Here is an 18,134-nt window from a genome sequence, read left to right on the forward strand (position 1 = left end):
AACCCGGTCAGAAGCGTGTCGACGCACCACTGCCGTCGCTATGGCCTCCTCCCCACGAGCCCCCCTCGTCATTGTCGCTATTTCCACCTTTGCTTCTCATCGTTTGAATCACATTCTGTGTCAACATAGCAAATTCACTTACATCATCATATACCTTTTCTTTCATCCGAAAGCCACATTTTTTACAGACGAAGCTCCAATGTTGTGTTCTCAACTTTTTATTTCCGACCGTTTCAAACTCTACATGAAACTCTTTCCGGATATTCTTGAATGCTCCCACCGCACGACACGACGGACACGGCACACTACAGGTCAGACGACGGCGAAACAGCAGTTTGAACAACACGAATAAAGGCAGTAAAATAAGCCCCGGAAAGCAACAGATCGCAATAATTCCTATCACATAGAACGATGTTTTGCGGGAAACGACACTTCGTCCTATCCTGCCGCTACGGGCAAACTTAAATTCGTCGTACGAGATAGCGAAAAACAAGATAGCCGATACGACGACAGCCAATATCACAAGAATACCGCTGATTCCTCCGTCCACGTCGTCCGTATTTTTCTCTTTCATGATAGAAAGGGCGTTGTTCTTCGGTCGGTTACTCATAACGCGTCGCACTTCCTTCACGCCCGCGAGCAATCCTTCTCCAAAAGCCTGCTTACGAAAGAGTGGAATCATATGATGAGTCTGAATCTCTTTACATACAGCATCGGTCAATTCATTTTCAAGTCCGGCCCCTGTTTCGAACACAATTTCACGTGCCTCATCGTTCGTAAGCAATACGATCAGCAGTCCCCGGTTGGTTTGCTTGTCGCCGATACCCCATGTGTTGAATAGCTTGTTGGCGAATTTGCGAGTCGAATCGTACCGATCACGGTCAATGGCAGGAAGTACGACTATTGCCGTTTCTATATGGAGCGAATCACGCAGTTCGCCCAGTAAACGGTTCAGTTGAGCCTGTTCGCGGAAACGAATTATATTTTCCGGATCACTTACATACTGCTTCCCATGGCGCAGCTGTACGTTGGGTACGTCCCCCGTGCGGTAGCGTTTTTGTGCGACCGATGGACTGATGACACCCCAAAGCAGTATTGTCAGCATTCCTACCTTTATATATAACAGTCTATCTGTTCGCCCCTTTTTATTTATCATGTCTTTATCGATAATCAGCTCAATAATAAATCATTTTAACAGTCACTCCGACGCAAACATTTATCACGCGGGACAAAGGTCGGAAGAAAAAAAAATCTGGTCAATGAGTAAATTACTCAATTTTGAACGATACGCTATTTTCAGAGGCTTTTTTTCGTTTCGAAAAAAATGCCGTATTCGTTTTTTGTACCTATATTTACGCCATATTTGAATAGATGGTATGAAAAAAATGTATCAATGGATATGCGGGGTACTCCTTGCAGGGATAGGAATGTGCGGTTGCGAATTTCAGTCTGTAGAAACAGTCGATCTGTTTACGACAACGTCCGACCGTACGAAAGAATTTGCGTATGAAATCATTTCTTTTCATGAAGAAGGCTTAAAAGATACCGATCTCCTCATTACGCTCGATACGGCGGTGCGTTATCAGACAATGGACGGTTTCGGAGCAGCCCTTACAGGTTCGACAGCCTATAACCTGATGCGGATGACACCGGAAAACCGTTCGGCTTTTCTATACGAAACGTTCTCTCCCGACAGGATGGGATTCAGCTATGTACGCATTTCGATCGGCTGCTCTGATTTTTCACTGAGCGAATATACGTGTTGCGATAAGAAAGGCATCGAACACTTTTCACTGACGGCCGAAGAAACAATGTACGTCATCCCTGTCCTAAAAGAAATTCTGCGAATCAATCCGTCATTAAAAGTAATGGGATCGCCGTGGACTTGTCCGACTTGGATGAAAATCTCCGACCTGAAAACAAAGCTCTCTTTCCGTTCATGGACCGGCGGACACCTCAGTCCGCTTTATTACGGGGATTATGCCACGTATTTCGTAAAATGGATACAGGCATTTGAGAAAGAAGGTATTCCGATCTATGCCATCACCCCTCAGAATGAACCGCTGAATCGAGGAAACTCGGCTTCTCTGTATATGGGATGGCGTGAACAGCTGGCATTCATAAAAACGGCGCTCGGTCCGAAACTCCAAACTGCCGGACTGAAAACGAAAATCTATGCTTTCGATCATAATTACGATTACGATCGAATGGAGGATCAGCAGGATTATCCGCTGCACCTCTACGCCGATACCGAGGCATCGTCCTACATCGCCGGAGCTGCTTATCACCATTATTCGGGCGATAAAAGCGAACTGAACCGTATTCACACGGCTTATCCTCATAAGGAACTGATGTTTACCGAGGCCTCCATTGGCGCCTGGAACGACGGGCAGAATTTTAGGATGCGTCTGCTCGAAGATATGCGCGAAATCGGATTGGGAACAGTGAATAACTACTGCAAGGGAGTCATCGTCTGGAATCTGATGCTCGACAGCAGACAGGGACCTAAACGTGAAGGAGGCTGCCAAAACTGTTATGGAGCTGTTGATATCGATACAACGGATTATAAAACAATCACTCGCAATTCACATTACTTCGTGATCGCACATTTGGCATCGGTCGTGAAGCCCGGAGCCGTGCGTATCGGAATCGAGGGCAAATTACCGGAAGGGGTTACAGGCAGTGCTTTTCTGAATCCAAACGGTAGCTATGCCTTCGTCGTAATGAATGAATCTTCAACCCCCTGTACATTCTTCATGGGCGAAAGTGAGCGTTTGATCCAGTGTCATCTACCGGGCCGTTCAATAGTGTCCTACCGATGGAACGATAAACCATAAACAACTAAATATAAGATGAAACGAAAATGGATAACAGGTCTTTTGACCGCATGTATGGTACTGAGTGTCGCGACAGCACAAGTGCGAACAAAGACAGTCTTAGAGAAAAATTGGCGATTTACACGAACGGACGATGCTCGATCGGCCGAACCGGATTTTGACGACAGCCGATGGCAGCGAGTGACGGTACCGCACGACTGGGCAATTTACGGCCCGTTCAGCGTCCATCACGATAAGCAGGAAGTGGCTATTACGCAGGATGGTCAGAAAGAAGCGATGGAACATGCCGGACGGACGGGAGGATTGCCTTTCGTCGGGGTCGGCTGGTACCGTACAACGTTTCAACTGCCGGCATCCGCAAAGGAACAGCGTGTCATTCTTCTCTTCGACGGTGCGATGAGCAACGCACACATTTATGTAAACGGGTATGAAGTCGGATACTGGCCTTACGGATATAATTCATTTTATTTCGATGTAACAGACAATATCAATCGTGAGGGCGACAATACGCTGGCTGTACGGCTCGAAAACAAGCCGGAGTCTTCACGGTGGTACCCGGGCGCAGGCCTTTACCGCCATGTACACCTGATTACCATGGACGATGTGCATCTTCCGCTATGGAGCACACAGATCATGACCCCCGTCGTGCGTAAACAAAATGCGAAAGTCGTATTCCGTACACAGATGACTTATCCTGCCGCAACACGTGGCGAGCTACGACTGGAAACGGAAATCCGTACACCCGACGGACGGGAACTCGGGGTCATTTCGTCGAAAATCGACACGTCTCTGCTGGTAGAAGGCTATACGGAAACCTCGCTATGGATCCATGATCCGTTGCTCTGGACACCCGAAACGCCATCGCTCTATACGGCAGTAACAAGACTCTACCTTGATAATGTATTGAAAGACGAACAGACCGCCCGATTCGGCATCCGTTCTCTCGAGATCCGTCCGAACGACGGTTTCTACCTGAACGGAGTGAAAACATACTTTCGAGGCGTATGCAACCATCACGATTTGGGACCGTTGGGAGCAGCAGTCAACGACGCAGCGATCCGCCGACAGATACGGATACTCAAAGACATGGGCTGTAATGCCATCCGTACTTCGCACAATATGCCGGCGCCCGAACTGATCGAGGCCTGCGACGAAATGGGGATGATGGTCATGGTGGAAAGCTTCGACGAATGGAAGACACCCAAGTGCCGTAACGGATATAACCTTTTCTACGACAAATGGATGGAAAAAGATTTGGTAAATCTGGTACGCCGTTATCGTAACCATCCGAGCGTCGTTATGTGGTGTGTCGGCAACGAGGTGCCTGATCAGGTAGCGCCCGGAGGCGTCCATCTTGCCCGCAGGATGCAAGACATTTGTCATCGTGAAGACCCGACCCGCACGGTAACAGCGGGAATGGATCAGGGATCGGCCATCATCAATAACAATTTTGCCGCTACGTTCGATGTCGCAGGTATGAATTATCGCCTGAAGACTTACGATGAAGCCTACGAAAAACTTCCGCAGCAAATCATTCTGGGCAGTGAGACAGCGTCGACCGTCAGCTCGCGCGGCGTCTATAAATTCCCGGTCGAGCGCAAAGCGATGGCACGTTACGAAGATCATCAGAGCAGCAGTTACGATGTGGAGCATTGCAACTGGTCGAGCCTCCCGGAAGATGACTTTATACAGCATGAAGATCGTCCCTACTGCATCGGCGAATTTGTATGGACCGGATTCGATTACCTCGGCGAACCGACCCCTTACTACAGCGACTGGCCTAACCACAGTTCCCTGTTCGGAATCATCGATTTGGCCGGTATTCCCAAAGACCGTTACTACCTCTATCGCAGTCACTGGAACAAGAAAGAGGAAACGTTGCATATCCTTCCGCACTGGACGTGGCCGGGGCGTGAGGGGGAAATAACTCCGGTTTTTGTTTACACGAACTATCCGTCGGCCGAGTTGTTTATCAACGGAATCAGTCAGGGCAAACGATCGAAAGACATGACCGTAACGCAAGAGAACAGCAATACTCCGGAAGATGAGGCTTCGTTCACTCGCCAGAAGCGCTATCGGCTGATGTGGATGGATACGAAATACGAGCCGGGTACCGTGAAAGTAGTAGCTTATGACGACAACGGCCTTGCCGTTGCCGAAAAAGAAATGCACACGGCCGGCGCTCCATATCGGATCGAACTCTCGGCCGACCGCACTTCGTTGAAAGCCGACGGCAAAGACCTCTCATTCATTACGGTTAAAGTTGTGGATAAAGATGGTAATCTGTGTCCCGAAGCGAACAAAATGATTCGTTTTAAGGTGAAGGGTGCAGGTACCTACCGCGCGGCGGCTAACGGCGATGTGACTTGCTTGCAATCGTTTCATCAGCCTGAAATGCCCCTCTTCAAAGGCATGTTGACAGCCATCGTGCAGTCGGGAGAGAAAGCGGGAACGATTACTTTCGAAGCATCGGCCAAAGGGATAAAAGGTGCCGTATTACGTTTGGAAAGTCATCCGAGCGAATAACGCAACTGATCTATGAGTAAAGGCATTTCCGACGGTTTGATACCGGCGCGTATCAGGTCGGGAATGTCTTCTTTCAACAATTCCTGAAACGCCTTGAAATCGCCGGCGGCATGCACAGACTGTTTATATAGCTCGAGAACGCCTTTCATGTTCTGCACCGCCCATTCCGTATGGCCGGCATTGAGGAAATCCTGCGCCTGCGGTTCATCTTCCAATACTTTCCGGTAATAATTACGCGCCTGGTCATATTTTCCGATCAAAAACGAACACCATGCAATCGCTCGTTGCGCTTTTCTGTTATCCGGACTAAGATAATCTACCTTGAAATAATATTTGAGCGCCTCTTTATAATCTTTCTGCTCTAAGTAGCAATGTCCGATATTCATCAAGACGGAGAGGTTATCGGGGGTGATCGTGTCGTAACGAAGGAAAAACTTCAAGGCTTCTTCGGGCTGTTTGAGTGTTCGATAACACCCTGCAATACACCGGAGTAACCATGGGCTTTCCGGGTTCAGCATTTCTGAGCGCAAGTAATCACGCAAGGCGCCTTCCATATCACCCGTCATCTGTCGGCAATATCCGGACTTCTGATACAGCACCTCATCGCCTGTGCCTTTTTCGATCAGGGAACGGTAAATCGTCAGAGCATCTTCAAAATATCCTTTTCTGAGGTAAAATTCGGCAATCTGCAATAACGTTTCCGTATCCGAAACGTATGGTTTCAGCATAGCCAAGTGATGAAAGTCAAGTTTTTCGTTAAAGATGTCGTCGAAATCGGTGTGTCGGGGGTACAGCTTATAGAAACGGTATAGATTCTGGATATACAAACCGACGATATTCTCGGCTTTGGTCTGCCGATTTTTCAGCTCCTGCGCTTGCTGTTCGTTCATCTGATTGATCTGGCTGTCGAGCTGATGAAGAATCATTTTTCGATGCGTTTCGGGAATCTGTTCCAGACTGAAGTAAAGCGAATATTTATCGGAATCGCACATAAACGACGCCTGTAACAAGGTATCAATCGTTGTAATACCGATATCGGCTCTGGATTTAAGCGTAGAGTGGTCGGTTGAGAAAGGCAGAAACCAGTTTCCGACCTCCCGAAAGAATGGAAAATGTTTGAGGTGGATGAATGTTGAATGCATTACGTCAATACCTTCTTCCTGCATTTCGCTGTATTCTTCGAGCCATTTCGAGAGTTTGTCGCTTTTCCATTCCGGATTCATCTCATCGCCCGAAAGCTCCGTAATGAGATCAGACCATGAAGCCCCCGGATTGATTTTAGGGCGCAGTTTCATCATCTCCGGAATAATTTCTTCCTGCAGTTTGTGCGATACTTTCTCTGTTTCACGCGCAAGGATAAAGCGGAGAATGACGGTCAGCAGGAGTCGTTTGAAATCAGGCGCTTCGGCCAGTAGTCCGAGCCGATGTTCAATCTCCGAATAAAACGCTGTGCGCCGGCGATAAGTGTACAACGTCAGGTAAATGGCAATCAGCGCACGGATACGAATGGTTTCGTCAGACGTAGACGAAGCCGCATCAAATAGCAGCAGCAACTTCTCCTTGTCGAATGTTTCTTGCAGACCGAGCAGGAGAGCCGACACCATCTGACTTCTGGCAGCCGATGGGTAATGAGGATCAGTGAGCACTTCCCGAACAGTAACGACAGTTTCCTGCGGGAGAAAGGTGGTTGTCCAGAGATGTCCGAACAGTCGATTTACGGACGCCTCGTATGATTCCGTTTCTCCGGCCTCGGCATAAAGCCGTGTTTGTTTAAGCAGGGTATCAATTTCGACGGACTGAAGCATCAAAGTACGACGCGCGGCATAACAGCTCGCAGGAGAGATATCTGCCAAAAGTTCATGTCGCAGCCGATCTGTCAGCTCGTATGTTTGCGTCCGGATACCTGCATAAATCTGTTCCTGCATAGGGTCTCCCGAACCTTCTATGTAGTAACGAAGCATGTATTGATACGTCTCCTGTAATTCGTCGAGTTTGTTTTGATATGTATAGGTCTGTGAACCGGCAATCAGCCCTTGAAGCGTGTCAAAGGCTGTCTTGAGCGCCCCCCGATCGAGCGCCTCCGTTGTGCGTGCACAAGCGGTCTGTATTTCTTGAATTGTCATCTGTTATCCGAAAGAGCAAAAGCCATGCCAAAGGTATGAAATTTTCCTGAAATTCGTATCTTTGCCGGCAAAACAGAAATTTGACACAATGAATCATATCCGCAATTTTTGCATCATCGCCCATATCGATCATGGGAAAAGTACTCTGGCCGACCGCCTGCTCGAATACACGAAGACCGTAGCCGCAAAAGACATGCAGTCGCAAGTGCTCGATAACATGGACTTGGAGCGCGAGCGAGGCATTACGATCAAAAGCCACGCGATACAGATGGAATACGAATATAAGGGAGAGAAATATGTATTGAATCTGATCGATACCCCGGGACACGTTGATTTCTCGTACGAAGTATCCCGTTCGATCGCAGCTTGCGAAGGCGCTCTGCTCATTGTCGATGCAGCACAAGGGATTCAGGCGCAAACGATCTCAAACTTGTATATGGCCATTGAGAATGACCTCGAAATTATTCCTGTAATCAATAAAATAGATCTTCCGAGTGCGATGCCTGAAGAAATCGAGGATCAAATCGTCGAACTGATCGGCTGTCCGCGAGATTCGATTCTTCGCGCCAGCGGTAAGACAGGCGAAGGCGTATATGATATTCTCAACGCAATTGTGGAGCGTGTGTCTCCTCCTTCGGGCGATCCGGAAGCTCCGCTCCAGTGTCTGATTTTTGACTCGGTGTTCAACTCGTTTCGCGGAATCATTGCCTATTTCAAGGTAGTAAACGGTACAATCCGTCAGGGTGACCATGTGAAGTTCATTGCTACCGGCAAAGAATATGATGCTGACGAAGTAGGTGTACTGAAGCTCGAAATGAGCCCCCGCAAAGAAGTACGCACAGGCGATGTGGGATACATTATCTCCGGTATCAAAACGTCGAAAGAGGTAAAGGTTGGAGATACGATTACGCATGTCAAACGGCCTGCCGCCGAAGCCATCGCCGGATTCGAGGAGGTGAAACCGATGGTCTTTGCGGGTGTGTATCCGATTGCTCCCGAAGATTTTGAAAACCTGCGCGCGTCGCTCGAAAAATTACAGTTAAACGATGCTTCTCTGACGTTTCAACCTGAAAGCTCGGTAGCGCTGGGCTTCGGCTTCCGATGCGGATTCCTCGGACTGCTGCACATGGAAATCATTCAGGAGCGTTTAGATCGCGAGTTCGACATGGATGTAATTACGACCGTTCCGAACGTATCGTATAAAGTGTACGACAAAAAAGGAATCTGTACCGAAGTACACAACCCCGGTGGCTTGCCCGATCCCACACAGATCGACCATATCGAGGAACCGTTTATCCGGGCTTCCATCATCACACAAACGACGTATATCGGACCGATTATGACACTCTGCCTTGGTAAGCGCGGTATTCTCATCAAACAGGATTACATTACCGGTAACCGAATCGAGCTTTTCTACGATCTCCCGCTGGGCGAAATCGTGATCGACTTTTACGACAAATTGAAGAGCGTTTCGAAAGGATATGCGTCGTTCGACTACCATCTGCACGATTACCGGCCGGGCAAACTCGTCAAACTCGATATTTTGCTTAACGGTGAACCGGTCGATGCCCTTTCTACTCTCACGCACTTCGACAACAGCGTTAGCTTCGGTCGGCGCATGTGCGAAAAACTCAAGGAACTCATTCCGCGACAGCAATTCGACATCGCCATACAAGCGGCCATCGGGGCAAAAATTATTGCCCGCGAAACAATCAAGGCCGTCCGCAAAGACGTGACAGCCAAATGTTATGGCGGTGACGTTTCGCGTAAACGTAAGTTGCTTGAAAAACAAAAAGAAGGAAAAAAGCGCATGAAACAGATCGGCACGGTCGAGGTACCACAAAAAGCGTTCCTTGCTGTCCTGAAGTTAGAATAAATACAGCAGCAAAAGCTTCTATGCTTATCGAGTTGGGGCAAACGATGGTTCGTGATTGAGAACGGTAATACAAGAAAAATCACTGACCGTCAGAGATACGATCAGTTTTTCTCAAGGCTTTCCGTTTCTTTCCGGTAGTATTCGTAGCGATTCAGCACATCGGAGACGTAATTATACGTCTCCGTACCACGCAGATAGCCGAATTTGCACACCGAATCGGTATAATACTGTGTTTCGGCTTTCAGGCGGATAAACTCGGCCACGTTGTCGTTCCACACGTTCGGGTTCCGTCCGTACTTCTGTGCCAATCTTTGCGCATCATAGATATGTCCGATTCCGGCATTGTAAGAAGCAAGCGTAAGTTTAATCCGTTCGAGCGAGTCGAGTGAAACAAATCCCTTTCCAAAACGGCGCAGGCATTCAATCGCAGCCTGTAGGTTCTTTTCCGGATCTTGCATGTCTCCTGCGTCAAATCCCAACCCACGCGCGGTAGCCGGTAAGATGCCCATTAGCCCCTCGGCACCGCTCCAGGCAACGATCTGAGGCTGAAAACGAGATTCTTGATACGCAATGGATGCCAGCAAACGCCAATCCCATCCCAGTCGACCGGCATAACGTTTGAACAGATCGTCATACGGAGAGATTTGTCCGTTAGCAACCTTTGGCATAGCGATCAGACTCGGTGATACTTTCGAAAGTTCAAAGTAACGTTTGATAGCCGACCGGTAAGAACTTTTTCCGGTCATATTCGACGCCCATGTATTAATAGCCATAGCCAGCTTCGGACAGCTTCTGCGCACTGCCCACGAAGAGCGTTGCTTAAAACTGATCTCTAAACTAATATTAATATTACGGTAATATGTGCGATTCAGTCTGGCCACATCGTCTTCACACACCGTGTAATCGATCTTGCCTTCAGACACCATTTCAATCAAGTCCTCCGACGATATAGTGTCTTTATCAATATTAACAATACGAATCCCTCCTCCCAACTCGCTGTTAAGGTTTTCAAGTCGCTCTTGATAACGTCTATACGGTTTTATGCAAACCTCTTTCCCAATGAGTTGTGTTACATCGGTCAAAACCGTATCTCCACGTCCGGCACGCTGGACGATGACCAAATTTGATTGCCGTTCATAGCCGCAAAAAAGCATCTGCTCTTTTAATTTATTATCGATGGTAATCGGATAAGCCGCCACATCGGCCTCGCCCGACTGCAACATCTCCATCAGACGGGAAATGTTTTCAGCCACCTTGATATTCAAACGCAATCCATTCTGGCTAGCAAAATCGGCGATGAGATCGTATTCGTACCCCATCGCCTGCATCTTATATTGGAAATACGACGTAGAACTGTTGAGCGTCACAGCTGTAATTTCTCCCTTTGCTTGAATGGAAGACCAGTCATCCGAAGTATCATCACTCTGAGAACGGTTCCCTCCGCTGTAGCATCCACACACCAACAAAAGCAAAGACATAAGTGGAAAGAAAAATGTATTTCTATACATTGTTTTGTATTATGGTATTACATATAATTCTACGTTATTTCGTGTCAAACCGGTTATGAGCCTTCCGTTTTTTTACGAAGCAAGGCTACGTTTTCGACATGATGCGTATGCGGAAACATATCGACCGGCTGAATTTTCACCACCTCATAATGGACACTCATCCGTTCAATGTCCCGTGCCTGTGTAGCCGGATTACAACTGACGTAAACCATTTTTTCGGGCGATGCTTTCAATATCGTATCAATCACGTCGTTGTGCATACCCATACGTGGAGGGTCGGTGATGATTACGTCCGGCCGGCCATGCTCCTCAATAAAGGCCGTCGTGAGTAGATCTTTCATATCTCCGGCAAAGAACGCGACATTGTCAATACCGTTCAGTTGCGCATTTACCTTCGCATCCTCGATTGCCTCCGGTACATATTCGACACCTATTACTTTGCGGGCTTTGCGGGCAATAAAGTTGGCAATTGTCCCGGTACCGGTATAAAGATCATAAACCGTTTCAGTACCGGTCAGTCCTGCAAATTTCCGAACCACATCATACAGTCGGTAAGCCTGCTCACTGTTTGTCTGATAGAAAGACTTCGGCCCTACCTTGAACTGCAAATCCTCCATCCGCTCAATCAGATGATCTTTGCCACAATATAACTCGATATCAAGGTCGGTCAACGTATCATTCCGTTTCCCGTTGATGACATACATCAGCGACGTAATTTCCGGTATTTGCTCCAGTAAATGCTCCAACAGGGCTTCGCGTAGTACTTGATCTTCTCTGAAGAAAGCCAGCACGACCATCAGCTCACCGGTCGAAGCGGTACGTATCATTAACGTGCGCACAAAGCCTTCCTGATTTTTCAAATCGAAGAATGGATAGCCTTCATGCGTCAGACAAAAATTTTTCACACATAGCCGGATCCGGTTCGACACGTCGTCCTGCAACCAGCAACGCCGGATGTCGAGCACCTTATCGAACATACCCGGAATATGAAATCCCAGCGCGTTCATTTCCATATATTCGATACCGGAAGCCACCTCCCGTTCAGTCAGCCAGCGCTTATTTGAAAATGTAAACTCCAGTTTGTTACGGTAATGCGTCGTACGCTCCGAGCCGAGAATGGGCAACACCTCTCCTATCGGAGCTTTCCCGATTCGTGTCAAAGTATCCGTAACTTGTTTTTGCTTATAACGCAACTGCTCTTCGTAAGGCAAATGTTGCCATTTGCAGCCTCCGCATACGCCGAAATGTTCGCAAAAAGGAACTGCCCGTTTCTCGCTGTACTTATGGAATGCGATAGCGTTTCCCTCTGCATAATGACTTCGTTTGCGGGTCAAACGGATATCTACCACATCACCCGGTGCCGCCCACGGCACAAAAGCAACCATTTCATTCACTTTAGCAATCGCTTTGCCTTCGGCTGCAACATCCGTGATCTCTACCTCTTCCAGTATAGGGAAGGGCTTCTTTTTTCGTGTCAAATCTGTGAATAATTAAAAATTCGCCACGCAAATATAAAAACTAACTTCCGGATAGAATCAAAAATAGTTTTAAAACATAAAAATACCTCCATACTTTATTTGGAAATCAGCCATAAAAATAGCTATATTTGCACTGTCGAGAAGTTAATGACTTATCATAATTCAACAAATATATGGAAATAAAGAGAGTTTACACCTTTGGTAATGGAAAAGCCGAAGGGCGGGCAGATATGCGGAATCTGCTGGGTGGAAAAGGAGCTAACTTGGCAGAGATGAACTTGATTGGAGTGCCCGTTCCTCCGGGATTTACCATCACTACCGATGTCTGCAACGAGTATTATAAAATCGGAAAGGAAAAAGTAGTAGAACTATTGCAAGACGAAGTAAAAAATGCGGTAGCCTATGTCGAATCATTAATGCATTCAAAGTTCGGAGACGTAGAAAACCCTCTGCTCGTTTCGGTACGTTCGGGAGCTCGCGCTTCGATGCCCGGGATGATGGATACCATCCTGAATCTGGGACTCAATGACGAAGTGGTTGAAGGACTGGCACGTAAGACCGACAATCCCCGCTTTGCATGGGACTCGTATCGTCGCTTCGTACAGATGTATGGGGATGTGGTATTGGGAATGAAACCCGAAAACAAAGAAGATATTGACCCCTTCGAAGAAATCATTGAAGAGGTAAAAAAAGCAAAAGGCGTCACACTTGATAACGAACTTGGTGTAGAAGACCTGAAAGAGTTGGTTGCGAAATTTAAAGCAGCCGTAAAGAAACAAACCGGCTGTGACTTCCCGACATCTGCTTATGAACAGTTGTGGGGAGCTATCTGTTCCGTCTTTGACTCGTGGATGAACGAACGCGCCATTTTATATCGTAAGATGGAAGGCATCCCGGCCGAATGGGGAACGGCTGTCAATGTACAAGCAATGGTTTTCGGTAACATGGGAGAAACTTCTGCTACCGGCGTTTGTTTCTCACGCGACGCAGCGAACGGTGAAGACTTATTCAATGGTGAATACCTTATCAATGCACAAGGCGAAGACGTGGTCGCCGGTATCCGTACACCACAGCAAATCACCAAAATCGGTTCACAACGTTGGGCAGAACTGGCCGGTGTACCTGAAGTACTCAGAGCAGCCGAATATCCTTCGATGGAAGAGGCTATGCCCGAAATATACAAAGAGTTGGATGCAATTCAGACGAAGCTCGAAGATCATTACCGCGACATGCAGGATATGGAATTTACCGTACAGGATGGCAAGCTTTGGTTCCTGCAAACCCGCAACGGAAAACGTACCGGAGCGGCAATGGTTAAGATTGCCATGGACCTGCTGCGTCAAGGCATGATCGATGAAAAAACGGCTTTGAAACGTATCGATGCGAACAAACTGGACGAGCTGCTTCATCCTGTATTTGATAAAGAAGCTTTAAAGAAAGCGAAAGTGCTAACCCGCGGACTTCCCGCCTCACCGGGAGCAGCTACCGGACAGATCGTATTCTTCGCAGATGATGCGGCGAAATGGTACGAAGAAGGGCATAAAATCGTGCTTGTACGTATTGAGACATCCCCTGAAGATTTAGCGGGTATGGCTGTGGCCGAAGGTATCCTGACCGCTCGCGGCGGAATGACCTCGCACGCCGCTGTCGTAGCTCGTGGCATGGGAAAATGTTGTGTGTCGGGAGCAGGAGCATTGAACATCGATTATAAAAATCGTACAGTCGAAATAGACGGAACGATATTGAAGGAAGGCGATTATATCTCCATCAATGGTACGACGGGCGAAGTATATAAAGACGAAGTGCGTACGCAAGCCGCCGAACTGCTCGACGACTTTGCTGAGCTTATGAAACTGGCGGATAAATATACCCGTCTTAAAGTACGTACAAATGCCGACACACCGCACGACGCAGAAGTAGCACGCAATTTTGGAGCTGTAGGTATCGGATTGTGCCGTACGGAGCACATGTTCTTCGAAGGTGATAAAATCAAAGCCATGCGCGAAATGATTCTCTCCGAGAATGCAGAAGGACGAAAGAAAGCGCTGGCGAAAATCCTGCCCTATCAGCAGGCCGATTTCAAAGGGATTTTCAAAGCCATGGCCGGATATCCCGTTACGGTTCGCCTGCTCGATCCGCCGTTGCACGAGTTTGTACCTCACGATCCGAAAGGTCAGAAAGAGCTGGCTGATGCAATGGGCGTAAGTGTGGAATACATCCAGCAACGCGTGGATGCTCTGCACGAACAGAATCCGATGCTCGGACATCGGGGATGCCGCTTGGGAAATACATATCCCGAAATTACACAGATGCAGACACGCGCGATTCTCGGAGCGGCGCTTGAACTCAAGAAAGAAGGCATATCGACTTATCCCGAAATTATGGTGCCGCTCACCGGTATCCTATACGAATTCAAAGAGCAGGAAGAAGTGATTCGTGCCGAAGCGGAAGCGCTCTTTGCCGAGCAGGGAGATAAAATCGATTTTAAGGTTGGTACAATGATCGAAGTACCACGTGCAGCTTTGACTGCAAATAAGATTGCTTCGAAGGCCGAATTCTTCTCATTCGGGACAAATGATTTGACTCAAATGACATTTGGCTATTCACGCGACGATATTGCTTCTTTCCTTCCGATTTATCTGGAAAAGAAAATTCTGAAAGTAGACCCATTCCAGGTACTCGATCAGAATGGTGTCGGACAGTTGATTCGCATGGCCACGGAAAAAGGCCGCGCCGTACGTCCGGAATTAAAGTGCGGTATCTGCGGTGAACACGGAGGGGAGCCATCGTCGGTAAAATTCTGCCATCAAGTAGGATTAGACTACGTAAGCTGTTCGCCTTTCCGCGTGCCGATTGCACGCATTGCAGCGGCCCAAGCTGCGATTGAAGGGTAATCTAGGCTTAGTCCATCCCTAAAAAAGAAAAAGGAGTGTGTCAGATAAACATCGATTGCTGACATGCTCTTTTTTTATATTTTCTTTGGATGGGTATTAAAAAAAGTCTACTTTTGCTCCTCAATAATGACTATACCTGCTAAATAAAAAGGATGGATCGGTATTTGATAATAAAAACGAGAGATGAATTATTGCGCATACGCATCAGCAACATACTTTATCTCGAAGCAGATCGGAATTACACTAAGCTGCTATTGACAGAGGGCATTCAGTTTACATTTGCAATCAATATCGGAAAAATCGAAGGTATGTTGGATACGCAAGCCTCAGACTCCAGATCGCAACTCGTTCGGGTAGGCAAAAGCTACATCATCAACAAAAATTATATTTTGCAAATTAATTTACCGAAACAAAAATTGCTACTGCTCGTGCCGGGATCAAAGCCTCGCGAACTGATTGTACCCAGAGAACCTTTGAAAGCCCTGAAGGAGAGCTTGGAGCAAGATGCACTAATCACAACAAAAAGCAAAGACTCACAATGATCATCCGAATCGGTAAAGCAAATGACAATGACTTTGTAGTAGATGATGTACACGTCAGCCGGTATCATGCACGGTTAATACGCGATGAAAACGGCCATCTTTTTATTGAGGATACAGATTCCGCAAACGGCATCTATGTCAATGGAGACCGTGTAATCAAGAAAAAAGTGATCCCCTCTGATGTTATTATGCTCGGAGATCATTATGTTCTGGATATAATGGCCGTTTTGAAATCGGATAACGATTATAGTGAAGAATTTGCAGCCTTGAAGCCGGTCTATGAAAGATATATCAAAGAAAAAATACGGATCCAGTCTACGAACCAGTTTAAGACACGTATCTTCCAATCGTTGCCTTTTGCTTTTGTGGGGGTGGCAGGACTCATTATCGGAGTCCTTGGAAAACATCACCAAGGGATCTTTATTGGCAGTTTGACACTGGCTATATGTGCTCCCACCCTAGGTATTTACCTCGGAGCCAGACAGTCCGCAAAAATTCCGGCTTTGATGCAACGACTCTCCAATCAGTTCAAAATCGATTATGTCTGTCCAAAATGCGGAACGTTTCTCGGCGAAATACCATGGGAGTCCTTGGCCAATAAAAAGAGATGCTCTGTCGGCTCATGTCGTGCCAAATGGGTGAAAAAATAGAGTGATATATACCAAACAAGGGTTTTGTACAATAATCTCCTTGCTTCGTACGTTAATGGTTAAGAATTAAATCACATAAGATTTTAACATCTATCTTTGTGACAGAATAACTAATAAAGAACAGTAAAAAGATGGACAATGAACATACATTTGTAACGGTAGACAACGACTTGGATGAAGTCTTGCTGATCGACGTCGATGAAACGCCCGTAAGTGATTTCGTAATGGTCGACGAAGTGCTCGACGATACCGATTTCATCACCCTTTCCGACGATGTAGAAATCGCTTCTAATGAAGACATTATCGACATTACTTCGGGAATGGATGACGCAGACGTTTCAATCATTTTATGATTCCGGTAAAATGCCCGCATTGTAAAGTCGGTTTAAAAGTTGATGAAACAAAAATCCCCGAAGGAATAGCTTCATTTAAATGCCCGAAATGTCGGCATGACGTTCCGGTTTCTTATTTAAAAACCGAACAACCGACCGATTCCGAAACCGTTTTGATCCGGCCGATTCGAGAAGGATGCGGCCGGTTAATTGTGGTCGCCAATCCGGACACTCCGGAGCAAACATTTCCTTTGCGTGAGGGAGTCTTTATCGTAGGACGCAAAGCGTCTGTGTCGGAAGCGACAATCCGTATCGAAACCAGCGATAAAGAGATGAGCCGCAACCACATGCGAATAGAAGTAAAGAAAGGTAATCGAGGAAGCTACATCCACATGCTCTCGGATTACCAGAGCAAGAATCATACGCAATATAACGGCAGATCTTTAGATAAAGGCGAAGTGGTAGTGCTGAATGATAACGACGAAATCAAAATCGGACACACCTACGTTCGCTTTAAGGAATAACTTATCTCTCTTTTAGTGCCATGAATATAACGCTCGGAATGCCATACGCTATCTGTGAAAAAGGAAGAAGACCGAACAACGAAGATGCGATCTTTCCTTCCTCTCAAATGATAACACGTTCACAGAATCTCTTTGTTGTATGCGATGGCGTTGGCGGTGCGGAAAAAGGAGAGATCGCCAGTTCGCTGGCATGTGAATCTTTTCAGATTTTCTTTTCCACTTTTCTTGAGGAAGATGCCACAGACGAATTGATCCACAGAGCTGTCCGGTATACCGAGGTACGTTTCGACGAATACATCTCGGCACATCCCGAGGCAGAAGGAATGGCTACCACACTCACAATGCTCTACTTTGGAAATAAAGGAGTTACGTCCGTACATATCGGTGACAGTCGAATCTATCAGTTCCGAGACGGAAAGCCGGTCTTTCGGACGGAAGACCATTCGCTAGTCAATTTTTGGGTAAAAACAGGGAAAATCACTCAGAAAGAAGGCCTGCATCATCCTCAGAAAAACATCATTACCCGAGCGATCACAGGCTCAGCTAATCCGACCGAAGCAGACATTGCCTTTCTGACGGATATTCAACCTAACGATTGCTTTCTCATGTGTACGGATGGAGTAACCGATTGCTTGTCGGACAAGGAACTATCGTCTCTTTTCAAAAAACCCTGCATACCTGAAAAGGTAAAAGATATCCTTGTGGAAACGTGTTATGAAAAAGCCCACGATAATTATTCTTTCTACCTTTTGCCTGTATTAAAGGTGCAAAATCCATCGAGTTACAAGTAATTTATTCTACCTTTTTTATTCTTTCGTTAAAAAAATGTATCTTTGTTGCGAAA

The 18,134-nt window shown here is 46.9% G+C and carries 13 protein-coding genes; 9 read left to right on the top strand and 4 right to left on the bottom strand.

All coding sequences use genetic code 11. The annotated features are described in order from the left end of the window. Nucleotides 1-7: 7 nt before the first annotated feature. Nucleotides 8-1,105, bottom strand: coding sequence for a TPM domain-containing protein (locus ACTTKA_RS06255; RefSeq protein WP_442724360.1), 1,098 nt, complete (start codon nucleotides 1,103-1,105; stop codon nucleotides 8-10). 322 nt (nucleotides 1,106-1,427) lie between these two features. Here ACTTKA_RS06255 and ACTTKA_RS06260 point away from each other — a divergent pair, with 322 nt between their 5' ends. Continuing rightward, nucleotides 1,428-2,837: a glycoside hydrolase family 30 protein gene (locus tag ACTTKA_RS06260; protein WP_442724381.1), complete on the top strand. Its 1,410-nt coding sequence runs from the start codon at nucleotides 1,428-1,430 to the stop codon at nucleotides 2,835-2,837. Nucleotides 2,838-2,852: 15 nt separating this feature from the next. Next, nucleotides 2,853-5,363, top strand: a complete 2,511-nt coding sequence (gene galB / locus ACTTKA_RS06265) for a beta-galactosidase GalB (RefSeq protein WP_442724361.1) — start codon at nucleotides 2,853-2,855, stop codon at nucleotides 5,361-5,363. Here galB and ACTTKA_RS06270 read toward each other — a convergent pair. Further along, complete coding sequence (locus ACTTKA_RS06270) at nucleotides 5,348-7,486, bottom strand: tetratricopeptide repeat protein (protein WP_442724362.1); 2,139 nt, start codon at nucleotides 7,484-7,486, stop codon at nucleotides 5,348-5,350. The genes galB and ACTTKA_RS06270 overlap by 16 nt on opposite strands. A gap of 88 nt (nucleotides 7,487-7,574) precedes the next feature. Here ACTTKA_RS06270 and lepA point away from each other — a divergent pair, with 88 nt between their 5' ends. After that, on the top strand, nucleotides 7,575-9,362 hold the full coding sequence (lepA, locus tag ACTTKA_RS06275) for a translation elongation factor 4 (protein ID WP_442713264.1): 1,788 nt from the start codon (nucleotides 7,575-7,577) through the stop codon (nucleotides 9,360-9,362). 101 nt (nucleotides 9,363-9,463) lie between these two features. On the opposite strand, the gene ACTTKA_RS06280 is transcribed toward lepA, so the two are convergent. Together ACTTKA_RS06280 and rlmD are read right to left on the bottom strand one after the other, a co-directional pair. Further along, nucleotides 9,464-10,870 (bottom strand): transglycosylase SLT domain-containing protein, encoded by a 1,407-nt coding sequence (locus tag ACTTKA_RS06280; RefSeq protein WP_442713263.1) that lies wholly within the window; start codon nucleotides 10,868-10,870, stop codon nucleotides 9,464-9,466. 53 nt (nucleotides 10,871-10,923) lie between these two features. Beyond that, the gene (rlmD, locus tag ACTTKA_RS06285) at nucleotides 10,924-12,348 is read right to left on the bottom strand and encodes a 23S rRNA (uracil(1939)-C(5))-methyltransferase RlmD (protein WP_442724363.1); all 1,425 of its coding nucleotides are present in this window, start codon (nucleotides 12,346-12,348) and stop codon (nucleotides 10,924-10,926) included. A gap of 173 nt (nucleotides 12,349-12,521) precedes the next feature. On the opposite strand from rlmD, the gene ppdK reads away from it, so the two are divergent. The 6 genes from ppdK (at nucleotide 12,522) to ACTTKA_RS06315 (ending at nucleotide 18,081) form a co-directional block, all read left to right on the top strand. Further along, nucleotides 12,522-15,242 carry a pyruvate, phosphate dikinase gene (ppdK, locus tag ACTTKA_RS06290; protein ID WP_442724364.1) on the top strand — a complete coding sequence of 907 codons (2,721 nt, stop codon included), beginning with the start codon at nucleotides 12,522-12,524 and terminating at the stop codon, nucleotides 15,240-15,242. A gap of 152 nt (nucleotides 15,243-15,394) precedes the next feature. Continuing rightward, a complete protein-coding gene (locus ACTTKA_RS06295; RefSeq protein ID WP_442713260.1) occupies nucleotides 15,395-15,784 on the top strand; it encodes a LytTR family transcriptional regulator DNA-binding domain-containing protein in 390 nt (129 codons plus the stop codon). Continuing rightward, entirely contained in the window at nucleotides 15,781-16,434 is a 654-nt protein-coding gene (locus tag ACTTKA_RS06300) for an FHA domain-containing protein (protein ID WP_442713259.1), read from the top strand. The genes ACTTKA_RS06295 and ACTTKA_RS06300 overlap by 4 nt, the downstream gene beginning before the upstream one ends. 131 nt (nucleotides 16,435-16,565) lie before the next feature. Then, complete coding sequence (locus tag ACTTKA_RS06305) at nucleotides 16,566-16,787, top strand: hypothetical protein (protein ID WP_442713258.1); 222 nt, start codon at nucleotides 16,566-16,568, stop codon at nucleotides 16,785-16,787. Nucleotides 16,788-16,939: 152 nt separating this feature from the next. Further along, nucleotides 16,940-17,290, top strand: coding sequence for an FHA domain-containing protein (locus ACTTKA_RS06310; RefSeq protein ID WP_442724365.1), 351 nt, complete (start codon nucleotides 16,940-16,942; stop codon nucleotides 17,288-17,290). Nucleotides 17,291-17,328: 38 nt separating this feature from the next. After that, nucleotides 17,329-18,081 (top strand): PP2C family protein-serine/threonine phosphatase, encoded by a 753-nt coding sequence (locus ACTTKA_RS06315; RefSeq protein WP_442724366.1) that lies wholly within the window; start codon nucleotides 17,329-17,331, stop codon nucleotides 18,079-18,081. Nucleotides 18,082-18,134 lie beyond the last annotated feature (53 nt).

Origin of the sequence: Tannerella sp. (assembly GCF_052170195.1) — a bacterium.
In the GTDB taxonomy this organism is placed as follows: Bacteria; Bacteroidota; Bacteroidia; order Bacteroidales; family Tannerellaceae; genus Tannerella.

Bases quoted from the DNA above. Each gene is read 5' to 3' on its own strand.
- galB (WP_442724361.1), top strand. From the start codon at position 2,853: ATGAAACGAAAATGGATAACAGGTCTTTTGACCGCATGTATGGTACTG.
- ACTTKA_RS06280 (WP_442713263.1), bottom strand. From the start codon at position 10,870: ATGTATAGAAATACATTTTTCTTTCCACTTATGTCTTTGCTTTTGTTG.
- lepA (WP_442713264.1), top strand. From the start codon at position 7,575: ATGAATCATATCCGCAATTTTTGCATCATCGCCCATATCGATCATGGG.
- ACTTKA_RS06300 (WP_442713259.1), top strand. From the start codon at position 15,781: ATGATCATCCGAATCGGTAAAGCAAATGACAATGACTTTGTAGTAGAT.
- ACTTKA_RS06260 (WP_442724381.1), top strand. From the start codon at position 1,428: ATGTGCGGTTGCGAATTTCAGTCTGTAGAAACAGTCGATCTGTTTACG.
- ACTTKA_RS06295 (WP_442713260.1), top strand. From the start codon at position 15,395: ATGGATCGGTATTTGATAATAAAAACGAGAGATGAATTATTGCGCATA.
- ACTTKA_RS06270 (WP_442724362.1), bottom strand. From the start codon at position 7,486: ATGACAATTCAAGAAATACAGACCGCTTGTGCACGCACAACGGAGGCG.
- ACTTKA_RS06315 (WP_442724366.1), top strand. From the start codon at position 17,329: ATGCCATACGCTATCTGTGAAAAAGGAAGAAGACCGAACAACGAAGAT.
- ppdK (WP_442724364.1), top strand. From the start codon at position 12,522: ATGGAAATAAAGAGAGTTTACACCTTTGGTAATGGAAAAGCCGAAGGG.
- ACTTKA_RS06255 (WP_442724360.1), bottom strand. From the start codon at position 1,105: ATGCTGACAATACTGCTTTGGGGTGTCATCAGTCCATCGGTCGCACAA.
- ACTTKA_RS06305 (WP_442713258.1), top strand. From the start codon at position 16,566: ATGGACAATGAACATACATTTGTAACGGTAGACAACGACTTGGATGAA.